Here is a 15574-nt window from a genome sequence, read left to right on the forward strand (position 1 = left end):
GATGCTGTTTATCGATAACGAACAACATTATGATCCAATGATTAATTTGGCAATTGAAGAATATTGCTTAAAATATTTAGATCCAGAAGAAACATATTTGCTGTTTTACATCAATCAGCCGTCGATCATTATTGGAAAGAACCAAAATACAATAGAAGAAATCAACACAAAGTATGTGGAAGACAATGGAATCAAAGTCGTGCGCCGCTTATCCGGCGGTGGTGCAGTTTACCATGACAAAGGGAACTTAAACTTCAGCTTTATCACAAAAGATGATGGAGACAGCTTTCATAACTTTAAAAAGTTCACAGAGCCAGTTATCAAAGCGCTTGAAAAGCTAGGCGTTAAAGCTGAATTGAGCGGCAGAAATGACATCATGGCAGATGGACGTAAAATTTCTGGAAATGCCCAGTTCGCAACAAGAGGACGTATTTTCAGCCACGGCACACTGCTATTTGATTCAGAAATTGAACATGTCGTTTCGGCTTTAAATGTGAAAAAAGAAAAGATTGAATCAAAAGGCATCAAATCAATTAGAAGCAGGGTTGCCAATATTAGTGAACTGATGGATCAAAAAATGACAACAGAAGAGTTTAGAAAAATTCTTTTAAGCTACATTTTTGATACAAATGGGGACGTGCCTCAATATCGCCTGACTGAAAAGGATTGGGAAAAGATTCACGAGATTTCCCGAGATCGCTATCAAAAATGGGAATGGAACTATGGCCGTTCACCGAAATTTAATTTGCAGCATTCTAAGAGATTCCCTGCAGGCTCCATTGATTTGCGATTAGAAGTGAAAAAAGGGATGATCCAGGATTGCAAAATCTTTGGTGATTTCTTTGGCGTAGGAGATATTGCCGATATTGAGAAGCGGCTCATTGGCCAGCAATATGATCGTAAAACGATCAGTGACGTCTTAGAAAATATGGACATGCGTCACTATTTCGGTAACGTATCAAAAGAGGATTTTCTTGATTTGATTTATTAATCGCGGGAAAGCACTGCTAGGCATAGCAGTGCTTTTTTGATTGAAGGAAATGAAAGCGATTTACATTTGATCTTGTGGATTTTTTCGATTGTCGATTATAATAGAAAGGAGGAATGTTCGGCCATAAAATGAATGGTCATTCATTCATTGATGACATGTAAGGGGTGGGAGAATGGATTTGATTAAAAATCTTCAGCAGACAGCGATGACGAAGGGAGAAAATATCGCATTGATCTTTGAAGGAAAGAAGTGGACCTATCGAGAGCTGATGACAAGTATCGAGCGTTTTGCAGATGGATTAGTGAGCGAAGGGTTTCAAGCCGGGGATCATATCGCGCTTATTTTAGGAAATTCACCGCATTTTGTCATTTCTTTTTTTGGCGCATTAAAGGCAGGGCTTGTCGTTGTGCCTATTAACCCAACATACACACCTAGTGAAATTGGATATATGCTCATCACAGGTGATGTTAAAGGGATTGTTGCGCCTGAACAGCTTCTGCCAGTGTACGAGCAGGTGTATGAGCAGCTTCCTTCCATTGAAAGAGTCATTATTTGTGCAGAAAATGAAGCGGCGTGCAGATCAAGCTTCAAGGAAGTATCTGATCGGCTTGTTTTCTTTGGAAAGCTTGTGACAGGTGCTGCGAATGAAAACGTACACCCTTCCATTCAGCCAGATGATACCGCTGTTATTTTATTTACATCTGGCACGACAGGAAAACCAAAAGGTGCCATGCTGACTCATTTCAACCTTTATTCAAATGCCAGAGATGTCGCTGAGTATTTATCGATTGATAAAAAGGACAAGGTCATTGCCGCTTTGCCAATGTTCCATGTATTTTGTTTAACAGTCTGTATGAATGCGCCGTTGATTCATGGCGCGACGATTTATGTCTTGCCGCATTTCAGCCCGTCAGAGCTTTTGCGCATGATGGAAAAAGAGAAGCCAACGCTATTTGTTGGTGTGCCCACCATGTATAACTATTTGTACCGACAGGAGGGGCATAATGAAGCGATGTCATCTGCGAGGATCTGTATATCAGGCGGTGCCTCAATGCCTGTTGCCTTACTGCATGGCTTTGAGAAAAAGTTCGGAGTTACGGTCCTTGAGGGCTATGGGTTATCAGAGGCATCTCCAGTGACTGCATTCAATCCTCTTGACGGAAAAAGAAAACCGGGTTCTGTCGGAACTGACATTATGAATGTGAAGAATAAAATTGTGAATGAACTTGGAGAAGAAGTCGGTCCTAATGAAGTCGGAGAGCTGATAGCAAAAGGGCCAAACATCATGAAAGGCTATTATCAAATGCCAGAAGATACGGAAGCTGCACTAAGAGACGGCTGGCTGTATACTGGCGATTTGGCGAGAAGAGATGAAGACGGATATATTTACATTGTCGATCGGAAAAAGGATATGATTCTTGTTGGCGGTTATAATGTTTATCCAAGAGAAGTAGAAGAAGTACTCTATCAACATGAAGGTGTAGCAGAAGCCGTTGTCATCGGTGTGCCAGACCCAAACACAGGAGAGGCAGTCGTCTGTTACATTTCCCCTAAGAAACATGCTCACATCAATCAAGAAGACATCATCACACATTGTTCACGCTATTTAGCAAAATATAAGCAGCCCCAAACGATCCATTTCATAGATGATATTCCTAAAAACACAACAGGTAAAATTTTAAGAAGAGCGCTAAGAGAAAAGTATCAAGCAGAAGAAAGTAAATAAAAAAAGGGAGTCTCTGATGAGGAGGCTCCCTTACAAATCCCCGCACTTCAAGGTTTTCTCTCAAAGACATTTTAGCTCTTTTGAATGGCTTCTTTTAACTGTCTCTGAAAAGAATTCGACTGTTTTTGATTCAGTTCATAAAACGTTCCATCAACTAAAAAAACGACCTGTGATCGGTTGGTCCAAAGCTGGAAGGTGGTGCCGTTTGTTCGTCCGAACATCACCTTGGCGATATAATCAGGCTTTTTTAAATTTTTCTTGAGATGATTGCTTGTTTGTTTGCCTTTATTTAATTCTTCAATTAAATCTTCTGCTGTGTCCTTATCATCTATTTCATAAGAGATTGATTCATTCGCAGGTGAGAGCAGCAATTTTTCTGCTCGATTCTCATCAAAGATTTCGCTCGTCCGGCTGAACACATAAAAGAAAGTGATTAATAAAAGTCCAAAAATCACAACTCCTGCAAGGATTTTCTTCATTTTGATCCTCCAACTTACTGTTTTACATGTAGCTTCTCCGATTTTTGAGCCGCATAATCATTTTTTTCGCGAAAGCTTTTTCAGATGGGGCATGCTATGATGGAGCCACATGAGACAGGTTCTAAACGAAAAAATGCGCGACTAGAATAGAGAGAGGGATGGAAAGGAGGCTGACCTGTGCGAGTACGTAAATGGATAGCTCTTGTAACGGTAGCATACATATTGTACGGTCTTTTTATTTATTCGTATTTGTTTCTAATGGGGGATTCATCGGTACCTGAAAGTATAAAAGAGACAAGTGCAGATCCGCATACTTTTATGACAAGCCATGAGCTTGTGATCAGTGAGAATTTCTCGAACATACGGAACCTGCTGTATTTCATAACCATCCCATTAGATTGGTATGTCTTTTTTCTTTTGCTCATTTCAGGGTTTTCACGGAAAATAGCAGACTGGAGCTTGGCAGCAGCCCGTTTCAAGTTTTTAAGCAAACTTGTGTATGTGTTTGTGCTGTCACTTTTAACAATGATCATTTCATTCCCAATTAAATGGATTGGCTATCAGCTGTCTTTACACTACGGAGTATCTTCACAAAGTACGGCAAGCTGGTTGAAAGATCAAACACTGGATTTTTGGATTCAATATCCGCTCCTTGCCCTTTGTGCTATTGTGTTCTTTTGGCTGATTCAAAAGAGAAGAAAGCGCTGGTGGCTGTATGCGTGGTGTTTGACAGTCCCAGTTACGCTGTTTCTCTTCTTTATACAGCCGGTCGTCATTGATCCGTTATATAACAATTTTTATCCACTAAAGGATCAAGCCCTAGAGAAGAAGATATTAACGCTGGCAGACAAAGCGCATATTCCGGCAGATCATGTATACGAGGTCAATATGTCTGAAAAAACGAATACGATGAACGCTTATGTCACAGGAATAGGTGAAAATAAGCGTATTGTTTTATGGGATACAACACTGCAAAAGCTGAAAGACCGCGAAATTTTATTTATCATGGCGCATGAAATGGGACATTACGTCATGAAACATGTCTATATTGGGTTAGCAGGATATTTAGTGCTGTCACTGGCCGGATTTTTTGTAATCGACCGTCTTTATTTTTATCTTTATCAAAAAGGAGCAGCCTCATTTCGACTCAAGGTGTCTAACGACATCGCCGCTCTTCCGCTTCTTTTAATCATCGTTTCCATGCTGTCATTTGCAGCTTCACCTTTTACAAATGCAGTGTCAAGGCATCAAGAACGGGCAGCCGACGAATATGCGGTGAACATGACAAAAGACGGGAATGCAGGCGTAACGTCTTTTCAAAAGCTTGCAAAATCAGGGCTCTCCCAGGTGAATCCACCATTTCTAGTGAAGATTTTCCGCTATGGACACCCGACCATGATGGAAAGAATTATGGATATGGAAAAAGCAGCGGAAAAAGAGAAAACGCCGAAAAAGCAGGAATAAATAAAATCCGGCTGGATCAGCCGGATTTTTATTATCACATTTGGATTAGTTAGAAGCCGCTTGAACGTTGATTAACCCTTTTCCGTAATAGAATGAGTCACCAAGCGGTGTTGCCGTGTTTTCTAAGCGCTGGCGAACCTGAGAAGTTGATAGATTCGGATACTTAGAAAGGATAAGCGCTGCTGCTCCTGCTACATGAGGAGACGCCATAGATGTTCCAGTATAAGAAGTGTATCCACTGCTTGGCACCGTACTTAAAATAGAAGTACCAGGTGCAGAAACATCTAATTCAGGACCTGCGCTAGAAGATGAGTTTCTGACATTGTTACTGTTTACATTGGCAACAGCAATTGTAGAATCGTATTTTGCTGGATAGCCAACGGTGCTAGTAGAGCCAAATGAACCTGAATTTCCTGCTGCGGCAACGACAACTACTCCGCGGTTATTCGCTGTGTCAACAGCATTTTTAAGCGCTGTGGAGCCGTTTGGTCCGCCTAAGCTCATATTGATGACATCCATGTTATTCGCTACAGCCCATTCAATACCGCTAATAATCCAGCTGTATTGTCCGTCGCCATTACGGTCTAATACTTTCACAGCATATAGGGAAGCGCTTGGAGCGACCCCAAGAACACCAATTGTGTTATCAAGGGCAGCAATGGTTCCTGCTACGTGAGTTCCATGTGATTGAAAGTCTTGGGTGGCATTTGGCTCTGAAGGGACGAAGCTCGCACCGCCTGCAACATTTAAGTCAGGGTGTGCAGCGTGGATTCCAGTATCAAGGACAGCTACTTTGACATTAGCACCTTTATAACCTTGAGCGTGTACAGCTGGAGCTTTGATTTGAGGGATTCCATAAGGGACGGTTTGTGCATATGCTTCTGCTTTATGGTCTTCTTCTACGTAAGCAATGCTAGGGTCATGTTCAAGTTTCTTGGCGGCTTGTTCGGACATTTTCACTTGTGCAGCATTAATGAGGCGGTATTGTTTTTCTAGTTTTCCACCATTTTGAATGACAGCTTGTTTCTTAGAGCTGTTTGTGGTGGCAGAGGCTTTAAAACCAACAATATAGCTTTTTTCACTATCTGTTTTGGAGACCGTTTCGGCATTTGCCATGGATCCTCCAAACCCTGCTGAAAACAGAAGAGGGACAGCCAATAAAACACTTGTCATCACATTTTTCTTTTTCACGCACATTCCACATCCCTTTTTTCTTATTTCAGAATAATCATCCGTAGTCTATAAGAATGAACCGTTTGATTATTCTGTATATTCAGTTTAAGGGAAGTAGGCAAATAAGAGTAGACCCGAATTTTTGTGAAAGTCCTAGCGAAAATTGGGGAATTAAGTCACTTGGAACTGGTGGTAAAATATGTTTATTCTATCATTTCAGCGATGTTCTATTAAAAAGGGAGTGTGCTTTTTTTCTCATGATCCATTTCCGGTTAAATATTCGATACCCGAAAAGCCATAAAATAGGTAGAATCGTCTAGCATCTATTTCGAATTTCGATATAAAAAAATATTATTTTATCATTGTTTTTGCCATAAAAAAGAACCTGCTAAGATAACAGGCTCTTTAAGAAGGGGCGGATTGAGTTAAATGGCTGACCACGTTGTAATCACGGACCTTCCATTTACCATCTGACCATTCCACATAATTTAAGCAAGCATTAACAAGTCTCGTGTTCTGTAGACCCATATGTTCATCTGCCAAAGTGGTGAGTAAAGCATGGATAGCAGCTCCGTGAGCCACGATCAGGACATGTTGATCTGGATAGGCGGCTCTGACTTTCTCAATACCTTCTAGCATTCGGTTTTGAATCGTCTCAATTGGTTCCATATTTGGATACTGTTTATCTGGAAACAGCTTCTGACGCTCCTCAAACGACATGCCTTCAGCGTCACCATAATCTCGTTCTATAAAATCATCCATGATGACAAGTGGAGCATGGACATGATTTAAAATCAAGTGTGCCGTTTCTTTTGCCCTTGTTAGTGGACTGGAAATGACAACATCCCAATGGACATCCTTTAAGTAAAGTCCAGTTTGTTCAGCCTGCCATTTACCTGTGTCGTTTAAAGGGATATCTGTTCGTCCTTGAATTCGTTTCGCTGCATTCCAATCTGTTTCCCCGTGTCTGACTAGGCAAATTGTTGTCAATCAAATCCCGCCTTTTCTATCTTTTCTTCTATTATACTAAAGCAGAAGAAAAAAGACTGTATTAGCGATTTGTCAGGCTTGTTAAGGATTCGACGGAGCTTGCGACTTGAGACACCGTTTGTTTGACTTCCTTCAATTCGTTAAGGAAAGTCTGAAGGTCAATTTCAATTTTTCCGTTTTGGTTTTTGCTTAAGTTCATGCTGCTGACGATATCATCGAAGAGTGAATTGATTTGTGTCATTTTTTCTTTACTGTCTGTCACAAGTAAATTCACGTCCGCAATGTGCTGAGAGACAATGGCGATTTGTGAATTGGTATTGTTGACAAGTTCAGATACAGTTGAAACCGTTTTCTTTGTGTCCTCTGATAATTTGCGCACCTCGTTTGCAACGACAGCAAAGCCTTTTCCATGTTCTCCTGCTCGTGCAGATTCGATTGAAGCATTTAAAGATAACAAGTTCGTCTGCTCTGCAATGCCTGTGACAATCCCAAAGATTTGTTCAATTTGTTTGGCGATTTCCTCAAGACGCTTAATTTCTGTTTCAATCTTCGTCATGCTGCCATCAATCTGATTCATTTGTGTTTGCTGAATTTCTAATTCTTTTTTACCGCCGATTGATTTTTCTTCGACCTGTGCTGAAATTTGTGTTCCAGCTTGTGACATGTCCGCCATCTCATCCGATTTTGAGACAAGCTTGTCGACCGCACTTGTTGTGTTTGAGAAGAGCGAAGCAAGCGAATTTGAAGTCTCTGTGATTTTTGTATGAAGCTCTTGCTGCTGCTCTTCTGCTTCATCACGAATTTTAGAATATTCATTTTGGAATGTATCTAGGACAAGCTGCTGCTCTAAATTTAAAATTTTCGTCGTCGCTTTGACCGCTGTCTGATATTCTTTGAAATCTTGGATATGGTTAGCGAATAAATCCATAATTGATAGCAGAAGGTCTTGGAATGCTGCCATGTACCATTTAGGCTGGAGTCCAATCCGTAAATGAACTTGCGCAATTTTAATGCGTTTTGCCACATAGGCTTCGTCAATCACGCCTGCAAACATTTCGCTAATATGAATGCGGAGTGTTTTTTTCAAACGATCGACAGAACTATTGTCTTGAATGATATGCATCAAGGAAGACTCGACTTCTAAATTTTTATAAAACTTATCAACAATATGTGCAATATCATCCTGAACAATTGGATTGAGCTGCTTTAATATCAATAGGTCATGCTGCGTCAGGTCAATCATTTTGATTTGTTTCGCGATGTCCGTATTGTTCGAGAAGTTGATTCGTTTTATCCCATCATCCTGCTGTGTGAAAAAAGCAGTGTTTTTTCTTTTCGGTTCTTTTTTAAATAACAATGTGTTTGTCCCCCCATAATCATCAAAAATATCAGACTTTATGTTTTTTATCGGATAATATTGGATTTTTTAAAGGGGGGACGAGTGAAATTTTACTGTTCTTTATATGACCTTTTTAGTGGTTTTTTAGCAGGGCCTTCTACTACTTCTCCAGTAATGGAAAAACGTGAACCGTGACACGGGCAATCCCAAGTGCGGTCACTATTATTCCAAGCCACTTCACAGCCTAGGTGAGTACATGTTGTATCGACTAGAAAGACATTCCCATCCTCTGATTTATAGGCGCCGCACTTTTTATGTTCATACGAGATAATGCCGCCCTCGCCTGGTTTTAAATCATCGATTGTTTGATCAGTTCGTTTGAATTTACCACTGATCAGCTTGGCAGCGACATTGGCATTTTCTTTAACGAAATCTTTGACGAAAGAGTCAGTAACAGGTCTTGATGGCGTAAAGATTGATTCGTATGGATTCGATTTTCCTTCAATTAAATCACCGATAAGAGTGGCTGCGACGTGGCTTGTGGTCATGCCCCATTTTCTAAAGCCGGTTGCTACAAAGATATTCTGGTGGTGTTTGGTCAGGCGGCCAATGTAAGGGATTTGATCCATTGTGACCATATCGTGGGTTGACCAGCGATACAGCACTTCTTCTATTCCAAGGGTGGCGTCTCCAAACGTTTCTAGTCCTTCATAGTGAGCGGATTCATCTCCGCCTTGTCCTGTTTTATGGCCTTCTCCTCCGATGAGGACTACTTCTTCTCCGTCCCATTCTGCCGTTCTTAAAGAGTGAGCAGGCTGGTCAATTCCTAGGTACATTCCGTCTGTGAGTGGTTTGGTTGTTTTAGCTGCTACGACATAGGATTGCTCTGGATGAATACGGGTGAAATAAAGTCCTTTTCCATCATAAAAAGGAAAGTGTGAGCATGAAATGACATAGCGCCCTGTCAGATGATATCCGCTTTTTGTGACGACAGCAGGGCGGTTCCCTTCTTTTACATCAACAGCGGTTGTTTGTTCAAAGATACGTACACCTCGCTCTAGGAGCTTGTCGATTAGCGCATTGAGATAATGAAGGGGATGAAACTGTGCCTGATTGGTCATCGCAAGGGCTGCTTTAATGTCAGCGTCAAAAGGAAGCTTTGTTTTCCATTCCCGGTCAATACCAAGCTGTTTGTAGGCATCTAATTCCTTCTTTAACTTTTTTACACCGCTTTCTTCCTTTGTATAAAGGTAAGCATCTTTTATCTCTAGCTGACAATCGATGTCGTGCTCTTTGATACGAGCTTGAATGAGGTCTTTTGCTTTCTCATTTGCTTCTACATACAAACGTGCTTTTGGCATCCCAATTTGTTGAATCAGCTCATAATAGTACACATCATGCTGTGAGGTGATTTTAGCCGTTGTGTGTCCGGTCGTGCCTTGCAGCAATTGTTCGGCATCAATGATGATCACATCTAGTCCTCGCTCTGTCATTTCAAACGCCGCAGCGATACCGGTAATACCGCCGCCGACAATGATCACATCTGCTGTGAGATCTTCACTGACAGCAGGAAAAGAATGCTTCTGACTATCCGCCAGCCATAACGATTTTGCCTGTTCCATTCCTTTATGTTCTTGTTCCATGTTGTCGCCTCCAATGATTTGTTGTGTATAATTTTTCCACAATGCTGAAAATCATACATCTGAAAGGAAACAGGGGCGTCATACATAAAAAAGCAGCCAGCACATAAAAATAAACAAGATAAAAGGAAGGAGTGGACTAACGTGTCAACAAAGCAGCCGAAGAAAACATTACCGCCTCAGCACCAAAATGAACGTCCGGGTCTTGAATATAAAATGAACCCTAGACCTGTCTTTGATCGTGAGGTGCAGAATAAAAAGTTAGCAGGAAAAACAGCCATTGTGACAGGTGGAGACAGCGGGATTGGAAGAGCAGTCTCTGTTTTATTTGCGAAGGAAGGTGCCAATGTCGCCATTGTTTACTTAAGTGAACATCGTGATGCCGAGGAGACGAAGGACTATATTGAGAAAGCGGGAGGCCGTGTCATCTTAATTGCAGGTGATTTAGGGGATGAGGCTTTTTCTAATGAGGTCGTCAAAAAAACAAAAGATGCCTTCGGTTCCATTGATATTTTGGTGAATAACGCCGGGGAACAGCATCCACAAAAAAGCATTGAGCAAATTACCTCGCATCAGCTTCTTCGGACGTTTCAAACGAATATTTTTGCCATGTTTTATTTAACAAAGGCTGTTCTTCCTCATTTAAAAAAAGGAAGCAGTATCATTAATACAGCCTCTGTCACCGCCTATAAAGGGCATGAAACATTGATCGATTATTCATCCACAAAAGGGGCGGTCGTCACCTTTACGAGATCATTATCTTTATCGCTCATTAAACAAGGGATTAGAGTGAATGGAGTAGCTCCCGGTCCTATTTGGACACCGCTGATTCCCTCAACCTTTACGGAAAAAGAAGTCTCTGAATTTGGCGGAGATGTCCCAATGGAACGTCCTGGTGAGCCAGTAGAGCTTGCGCCAAGTTATTTATTTTTAGCGAGCGAAGACTCATCTTATATGAATGGACAAATGCTGCATGTGAATGGCGGGACCATTTTAAATGGATAAACAAAAAACTTGCGGTAAAGAGACGAGTTACTGTCTCTCTGCCGCAAGTAAAATCATCATGATTGATGTAAGCAGTGTTCTGCATATTGAGCTGACAAGTCATTGAATCGCTTTTCATCACGCTGATCCAGTGCCTTATCAATCTCTTCTCTTAGGAAGGTTAAGCGCTGTTTATAAAGCGCCTCATCTAAAACCATTTGAATATAGATGTCTAAAATGGTGACGCCGTTTTCTTCGGTTTTTTGGGTGTTGCGGGACTTCATGAGCTCAGCATACGTTTTTTTCTCTTTCATAAAGAATCCCCCCGATGCCTTTTTTATAGTATATGGATTGGCGGAGAAAAAATCAACAAGAATTTATAATTTTTAGACAATTTATTTTTGAGCAGAATCGACACCTCTTGTCCAATCGACAGGATGTGATATATCTTTAAAAATGGCTTTTCGATAGATCGAATGGACTAAAAAATATGATAAAAAGATGATTTTTAATAAATTTTGAAAAAATCCTGTCGTTTCTTATATGTTGGTGATAGATTAATAGTATCTAAAATAACCAAATATTAACACAGGAGGAAATGAAGTGTCAGGAATTAGTGAAACACCTTTAGATTCATACGTCATTAATCAAACAACAATGGCGGTCCTTCCAGTTGAAGAAGGAAAAAGAGTATATTCAAAAGTTATAGAAAGAGAGACAAGCTTTTACGTTGAATTAAAGCCCCTGCAAATTATTGAACGCAGCTGCAGATTCTTCGGCTCAAGCTATGCAGGCAGAAAGGCGGGAACATACGAAGTAACAGGAATTTCTCACAAACCCCCAATTGTGATTGACTCATCCAATCATCTGTATTTTTTCCCAACCTATTCATCCAACCGTCCTCAGTGCGGCTGGATCTCCCACAAATACATTCATACCTTCCAAGAATCATCCCTCGGAGACACGGTGGTCACCTTTACAAACGAGCAAACCGTCAAACTTGATGTCTCATATAAATCATTTGAGAGTCAGGTGCACCGGACAGCATATCTCCGAACGAAATTTCAAGATCGTCTCGATGGAGGTCTTCCGAAGAAACAAGAATTTATGCTGTATCCAAAAGAACAGCAGCTCAATCTCGTATACGATTTTATATTAAGGGAGCTTCGAAACAAATATTAGTCAAAAGCCAGCGGCAGAGCAGCCGCTGGACCTCTTATCCAGCATGAATGAAATGCAAAAAGGCGCCGCTACATCATAAAGAAGAATTCATTGAAACCAAATACGTATGTCTCGTCGTCTATTGGTTGTTTGGGAAATGACAGGGAAATGTGAATCCTTAGACATATTTTCATTCATTTATCCATAAATCACAGAAGAGACACGAGCTTGTCTGTTACAATAAAAGAAATCTTATGTGGTAAAGGATGCTTATATTTGACCGATATGAACGAATGGGATGAAGAAATGGAGGCTCTGTATGAAAAAACAATCACATTTGGTGCTGCTATTTATCCTAACTTTGACATTACTAGCAGCCTGTCAGCAAGCAGGTCAGCCGCCTTCAAAGCAAGACACAAAAGAAGCTGCTTATGAACAATGGGTGCAGTCTTATATGGATGAGTTAAATAAAGCATATGAAAATATGACCGGTCAGTTTATCTCAGATGGACATGGAAAGATCCAAACAAATAAAAAATTGACAGAAGCGACGAAAGCATTTGATCGTGTGATTCAAAAAGGGCTTGATCATCAAGAAGTTCCAGCTGCTTACCAAAAGGCCGATCAACAATTAAAGACAGGCCTTGCTTCATTTGAAAAAGGGATCAGTAAGGTGGAAAAGCTCTTGAAGCATCCCGATCAAGAAAAGCTGTTTATTTCCGCTACCCATCATTTTCAGGATGGCTTGCAGCAGACAGCCGCATTTATGGAAGAAGTAGGTCAGATTCAGCAATCATCCTAAAAAAGCCTGGAAGTAAACCTTCCAGACTTTTTTAAATGTGAAGGATTTTCTTTAAACGGCGAACGCCCTCTTGAATCATGCTTTCGTCCGTACAGGCGAATCCTAGCAGTAATCCCTTTCGATTGCTTTCAAAACAATAAGGACTTAATGGATAAATGCCAACGCCAGCTGCTTTTGCTGCCTCAATGCTTCCTTTTTCATCAAAGTCTTGCGCTCCTTCTAAAAAGACATGAAGGCCCGTATCGGTTCCGTAGATACGGAAGTGTTTGTCAAAGTGATGTGTCAAAAGGGCTTCCATCATGGCTGCCTGTCTTTTTTTATACAACTGTCTCATTCGCCTGACATACCGCGTGAATTCTCCTTCTTTGAAAAAAGAAGCGAGTGTGATTTGTTCCATAATGGGCAGCTGCCTTTGAATGAGTGATTGCAGTGCGGCAATTTCTTTCATGACTGCTTTGGAGCCGACAATGGCAGCCAGGCGGATGCCAGGTGCCAGCACTTTTGAGAAGCTTAAGATGTAAATCACATGCTCGGGTGCTTCTGAAAATAGGGAAGGGAGCGGCCCGCCATGGTAACGATAATCCCCATCAAAATCATCCTCTAATATATAAGACTGATGGCTGACAGCAAACTTCAGCAGCAGCTGCCTTCTGTTTACACTCATACATACTCCAGTTGGACGCTGATGGGAGGGCGTCACAGCAATCAGTTTTGTTCGCCGGGGCAATGTGTTCACCACCATTCCTTCTTCATCAACTGGTGCGGGGTGAATGTTCATTTCGCGATGCATAAACGACAGCCTTGCCCCAGGGAAACCTGGATCTTCAACAGCCACTGTATCACCTTTTTTAAGCAATACCTGTGAAATCAAATCAATGGCTTGCTGCGTACCACCTGTTAACACCATTTGATCTTCTTCTACATCAATCCCGCGTTCAACAGATAAATATTGGCGTATTTCTGAACGCACCTCCCATAATCCATGCGGTGAGGAATAGCCCCAATCCTTCATATCTAATCGCTGTAATGCTTTCATGAGCGAGCGCTTCCATATGTTTTGAAAGTGTGCATCGATGGCTGGCTCCTGATGACGAAAATCAATATCAAGCTTCTCATGAAATTGATTGGCTGACAGCCAATGATCCATTTGTTTTTCGGCTTCTTCAAAGTGAGGTCTTGTCGGAGGTGAAAAAGGCGGTTCACTTTGATAGGGAGGGGAAGCTGTATATTGATCGCTTGAAATGACCTTGGTACCGCCTCTTCTAGATGTGCTCACGTAACCTCTTGCCAGCAGCTCATCATAGGCAAGCTGTACGGTTGATCTTGATACATTAAGCTCCTGTGCTAACACTCTTGTCGGTGTTAACTGATCGTCAGGATGCAGTTTTTGTGTATGAATTTTTTGAATGATCTCAGTCACGATTTGCTGCCAGAGCGGAGTAGCGCTTGAACGGTCTAAATGAATATACATCGTGCACCTTCTCTCGTTTTCACATCATAAGTTGATGATGACACTGAATTATGGACTGGTCAATAGTGTCATTTTTGGATGTAGGAAGTAAGCCAAATGGTGTGTACACTGTTCTCATATGCAATGACATAGAGGAGAGAGTCAAATGATCCCAGCATCCAAAGAGGAAACGGCACACTTATCCATCATCCCGTTTATTTTCGTTTTACTTGGTCTTTTTATGATTACGATTGCTGTGAATCTGCAAGTGCCCCTTTATACGGCGTATGCAGAACACGCAGGGTACGGAAAGGCGGCAACAGCACTTGTATTTGCCGCGTATGTCTTCGGACTTATTCCAGTTTTGCTTTTTCTTGGCGGCATTTCTGACCGGGTTGGACGCAAACCGATTTTATTGGTTGCGCTTAGCTTTTCGTTATGTGCCACCTTGTTGATGATTATCCACCCTTCCATACAGATGCTCTTTGCTGCCCGGCTCTTGCAAGGTGTCGGACTTGGTCTTAGTGTTGGAACATGCACCGCATATTTGATTGCTTTATATCCAGAGAAGTCAGGCTGGATTCCAACTTTTATTGCACTATGCAGTTCGGTTGGATTTGGGGGCGGTGCTCTTTTTACGGCACTTCTTTCTTTTCAGCGTGTGTCCCTCACGCCGCTTAGCTATTGGATTGTGCTGGCTTTTTTGATCTTAACCATTGTGGGTGTCTTCTTTTTCGTGCCGCCTGTCCAAGGAGATTCAGGTAAACCGATGATGAACATGCCAAGATTTCCAAAAGGAACAATGCCGGCGAATGCAGCCATTGCTATCGCATGGTCGGTGTGCGGCCTTGTCATTTCAATTTTGCCAGCACAGCTTAAACTAAATGGTTATGAATTGTGGGTAGGGCCAGCGCTCTTTTTAATTAATATGGCAGGTGTCCTGATGCAGCCCTTTGTGCGCAAGATGAATAGCAGCACAGCGCTCCTTTTGGGGTTTATCTGTCTTCCGTGCGGATATGGCCTCTTACTATACGGTGCAAGCAGCGGGTCTATTTTCCTTGTACTTGCCGGAACGATGCTGGCGGGTACTGCCTGCTATGGATTTACTTATTTAGGTGGCCTTCAGCTCATTGTTGAGCGAGGGAAAAAGGAGGCGGCTAGAGCCGTTGCAGGGTATTACTTGTTTGCCTATTTAGGACTTGGTATTCCGAGTGTTTTTGTTGGACTCTTTGCTGATATATACGGTACTCAGATCGTGTTAACCCTCTTTCTCTTGATCGTTTTGGCTGCCTGCCTCATTCTCTTGATCTCAGGGGTCAGGCAGAAACAAAAGTAAGATGTCCATCTTTCTCTTTCTCTTCCAATTCGTTTAAAA

14 protein-coding genes are annotated in these 15574 nt (G+C 41.7%); 7 read left to right on the forward strand and 7 right to left on the reverse strand.

What is annotated here, in order from left to right; translation table 11 throughout:
- Position 1: 1 nt before the first annotated feature.
- Positions 2-991, forward strand: a complete 990-nt coding sequence (locus NSS65_RS05080; protein WP_098676786.1) for a lipoate--protein ligase — start codon at positions 2-4, stop codon at positions 989-991.
- Positions 992-1163: 172 nt separating this feature from the next.
- Positions 1164-2717 carry a fatty acid--CoA ligase family protein gene (locus tag NSS65_RS05085; protein WP_326135021.1) on the forward strand — a complete coding sequence of 518 codons (1554 nt, stop codon included), beginning with the start codon at positions 1164-1166 and terminating at the stop codon, positions 2715-2717.
- A 71-nt stretch (positions 2718-2788) separates the two neighbouring features.
- Here the strand turns inward: NSS65_RS05085 and NSS65_RS05090 are convergent, their stop codons facing one another.
- Positions 2789-3196, reverse strand: coding sequence for a hypothetical protein (locus NSS65_RS05090; protein ID WP_034282188.1), 408 nt, complete (start codon positions 3194-3196; stop codon positions 2789-2791).
- 177 nt (positions 3197-3373) lie between these two features.
- Here NSS65_RS05090 and NSS65_RS05095 point away from each other — a divergent pair, with 177 nt between their 5' ends.
- Positions 3374-4660 carry a M48 family metallopeptidase gene (locus NSS65_RS05095; protein WP_034282187.1) on the forward strand — a complete coding sequence of 429 codons (1287 nt, stop codon included), beginning with the start codon at positions 3374-3376 and terminating at the stop codon, positions 4658-4660.
- A gap of 45 nt (positions 4661-4705) precedes the next feature.
- Here NSS65_RS05095 and NSS65_RS05100 read toward each other — a convergent pair whose 3' ends face one another.
- The 4 genes from NSS65_RS05100 to NSS65_RS05115 form a co-directional block, all read right to left on the reverse strand.
- Entirely contained in the window at positions 4706-5851 is a 1146-nt protein-coding gene (locus tag NSS65_RS05100; RefSeq protein ID WP_034282323.1) for a S8 family peptidase, read from the reverse strand.
- 387 nt (positions 5852-6238) lie between these two features.
- Positions 6239-6823, reverse strand: coding sequence for a histidine phosphatase family protein (locus NSS65_RS05105; RefSeq protein WP_024426547.1), 585 nt, complete (start codon positions 6821-6823; stop codon positions 6239-6241).
- 61 nt (positions 6824-6884) lie between these two features.
- Entirely contained in the window at positions 6885-8180 is a 1296-nt protein-coding gene (locus tag NSS65_RS05110; protein ID WP_024426546.1) for a globin-coupled sensor protein, read from the reverse strand.
- 92 nt (positions 8181-8272) lie between these two features.
- Complete coding sequence (locus tag NSS65_RS05115) at positions 8273-9805, reverse strand: FAD-dependent oxidoreductase (protein WP_041117038.1); 1533 nt, start codon at positions 9803-9805, stop codon at positions 8273-8275.
- 141 nt (positions 9806-9946) lie between these two features.
- Between NSS65_RS05115 and NSS65_RS05120 the strand changes: the two genes are divergently transcribed.
- Complete coding sequence (locus tag NSS65_RS05120) at positions 9947-10807, forward strand: SDR family oxidoreductase (RefSeq protein WP_034282185.1); 861 nt, start codon at positions 9947-9949, stop codon at positions 10805-10807.
- A 56-nt stretch (positions 10808-10863) separates the two neighbouring features.
- Here NSS65_RS05120 and NSS65_RS05125 read toward each other — a convergent pair whose 3' ends face one another.
- Entirely contained in the window at positions 10864-11100 is a 237-nt protein-coding gene (locus NSS65_RS05125) for an IDEAL domain-containing protein (protein WP_008348804.1), read from the reverse strand.
- 289 nt (positions 11101-11389) lie between these two features.
- Between NSS65_RS05125 and NSS65_RS05130 the strand changes: the two genes are divergently transcribed.
- Positions 11390-11968 carry a competence protein ComK gene (locus tag NSS65_RS05130; protein WP_034282183.1) on the forward strand — a complete coding sequence of 193 codons (579 nt, stop codon included), beginning with the start codon at positions 11390-11392 and terminating at the stop codon, positions 11966-11968.
- Positions 11969-12266: 298 nt separating this feature from the next.
- A complete protein-coding gene (locus NSS65_RS05135; protein WP_034282182.1) occupies positions 12267-12749 on the forward strand; it encodes a hypothetical protein in 483 nt (160 codons plus the stop codon).
- Positions 12750-12780: 31 nt separating this feature from the next.
- On the opposite strand, the gene NSS65_RS05140 is transcribed toward NSS65_RS05135, so the two are convergent.
- Positions 12781-14220 (reverse strand): PLP-dependent aminotransferase family protein, encoded by a 1440-nt coding sequence (locus NSS65_RS05140; protein ID WP_034282181.1) that lies wholly within the window; start codon positions 14218-14220, stop codon positions 12781-12783.
- Between the two features lie 145 nt (positions 14221-14365).
- Between NSS65_RS05140 and NSS65_RS05145 the strand changes: the two genes are divergently transcribed.
- The gene (locus tag NSS65_RS05145; protein ID WP_034282180.1) at positions 14366-15535 is read left to right on the forward strand and encodes an MFS transporter; all 1170 of its coding nucleotides are present in this window, start codon (positions 14366-14368) and stop codon (positions 15533-15535) included.
- The last annotated feature ends 39 nt before the right edge of the window (positions 15536-15574 follow it).

This window comes from Bacillus sp. FSL K6-1006, from assembly GCF_038593175.1.
GTDB lineage: Bacteria > Bacillota > Bacilli > Bacillales > Bacillaceae > Bacillus > Bacillus safensis.

What these genes read in the sequence shown, in the direction of transcription:
- NSS65_RS05080 (WP_098676786.1), top strand. Translation starts at nt 2, where the DNA reads ATGCTGTTTATCGATAACGAACAACATTATGATCCAATGATTAATTTG.
- NSS65_RS05085 (WP_326135021.1), top strand. Translation starts at nt 1,164, where the DNA reads ATGGATTTGATTAAAAATCTTCAGCAGACAGCGATGACGAAGGGAGAA.
- NSS65_RS05090 (WP_034282188.1), bottom strand. Translation starts at nt 3,196, where the DNA reads ATGAAGAAAATCCTTGCAGGAGTTGTGATTTTTGGACTTTTATTAATC.
- NSS65_RS05115 (WP_041117038.1), bottom strand. Translation starts at nt 9,805, where the DNA reads ATGGAACAAGAACATAAAGGAATGGAACAGGCAAAATCGTTATGGCTG.
- NSS65_RS05125 (WP_008348804.1), bottom strand. Translation starts at nt 11,100, where the DNA reads ATGAAAGAGAAAAAAACGTATGCTGAGCTCATGAAGTCCCGCAACACC.
- NSS65_RS05135 (WP_034282182.1), top strand. Translation starts at nt 12,267, where the DNA reads ATGAAAAAACAATCACATTTGGTGCTGCTATTTATCCTAACTTTGACA.
- NSS65_RS05140 (WP_034282181.1), bottom strand. Translation starts at nt 14,220, where the DNA reads ATGTATATTCATTTAGACCGTTCAAGCGCTACTCCGCTCTGGCAGCAA.
- NSS65_RS05145 (WP_034282180.1), top strand. Translation starts at nt 14,366, where the DNA reads ATGATCCCAGCATCCAAAGAGGAAACGGCACACTTATCCATCATCCCG.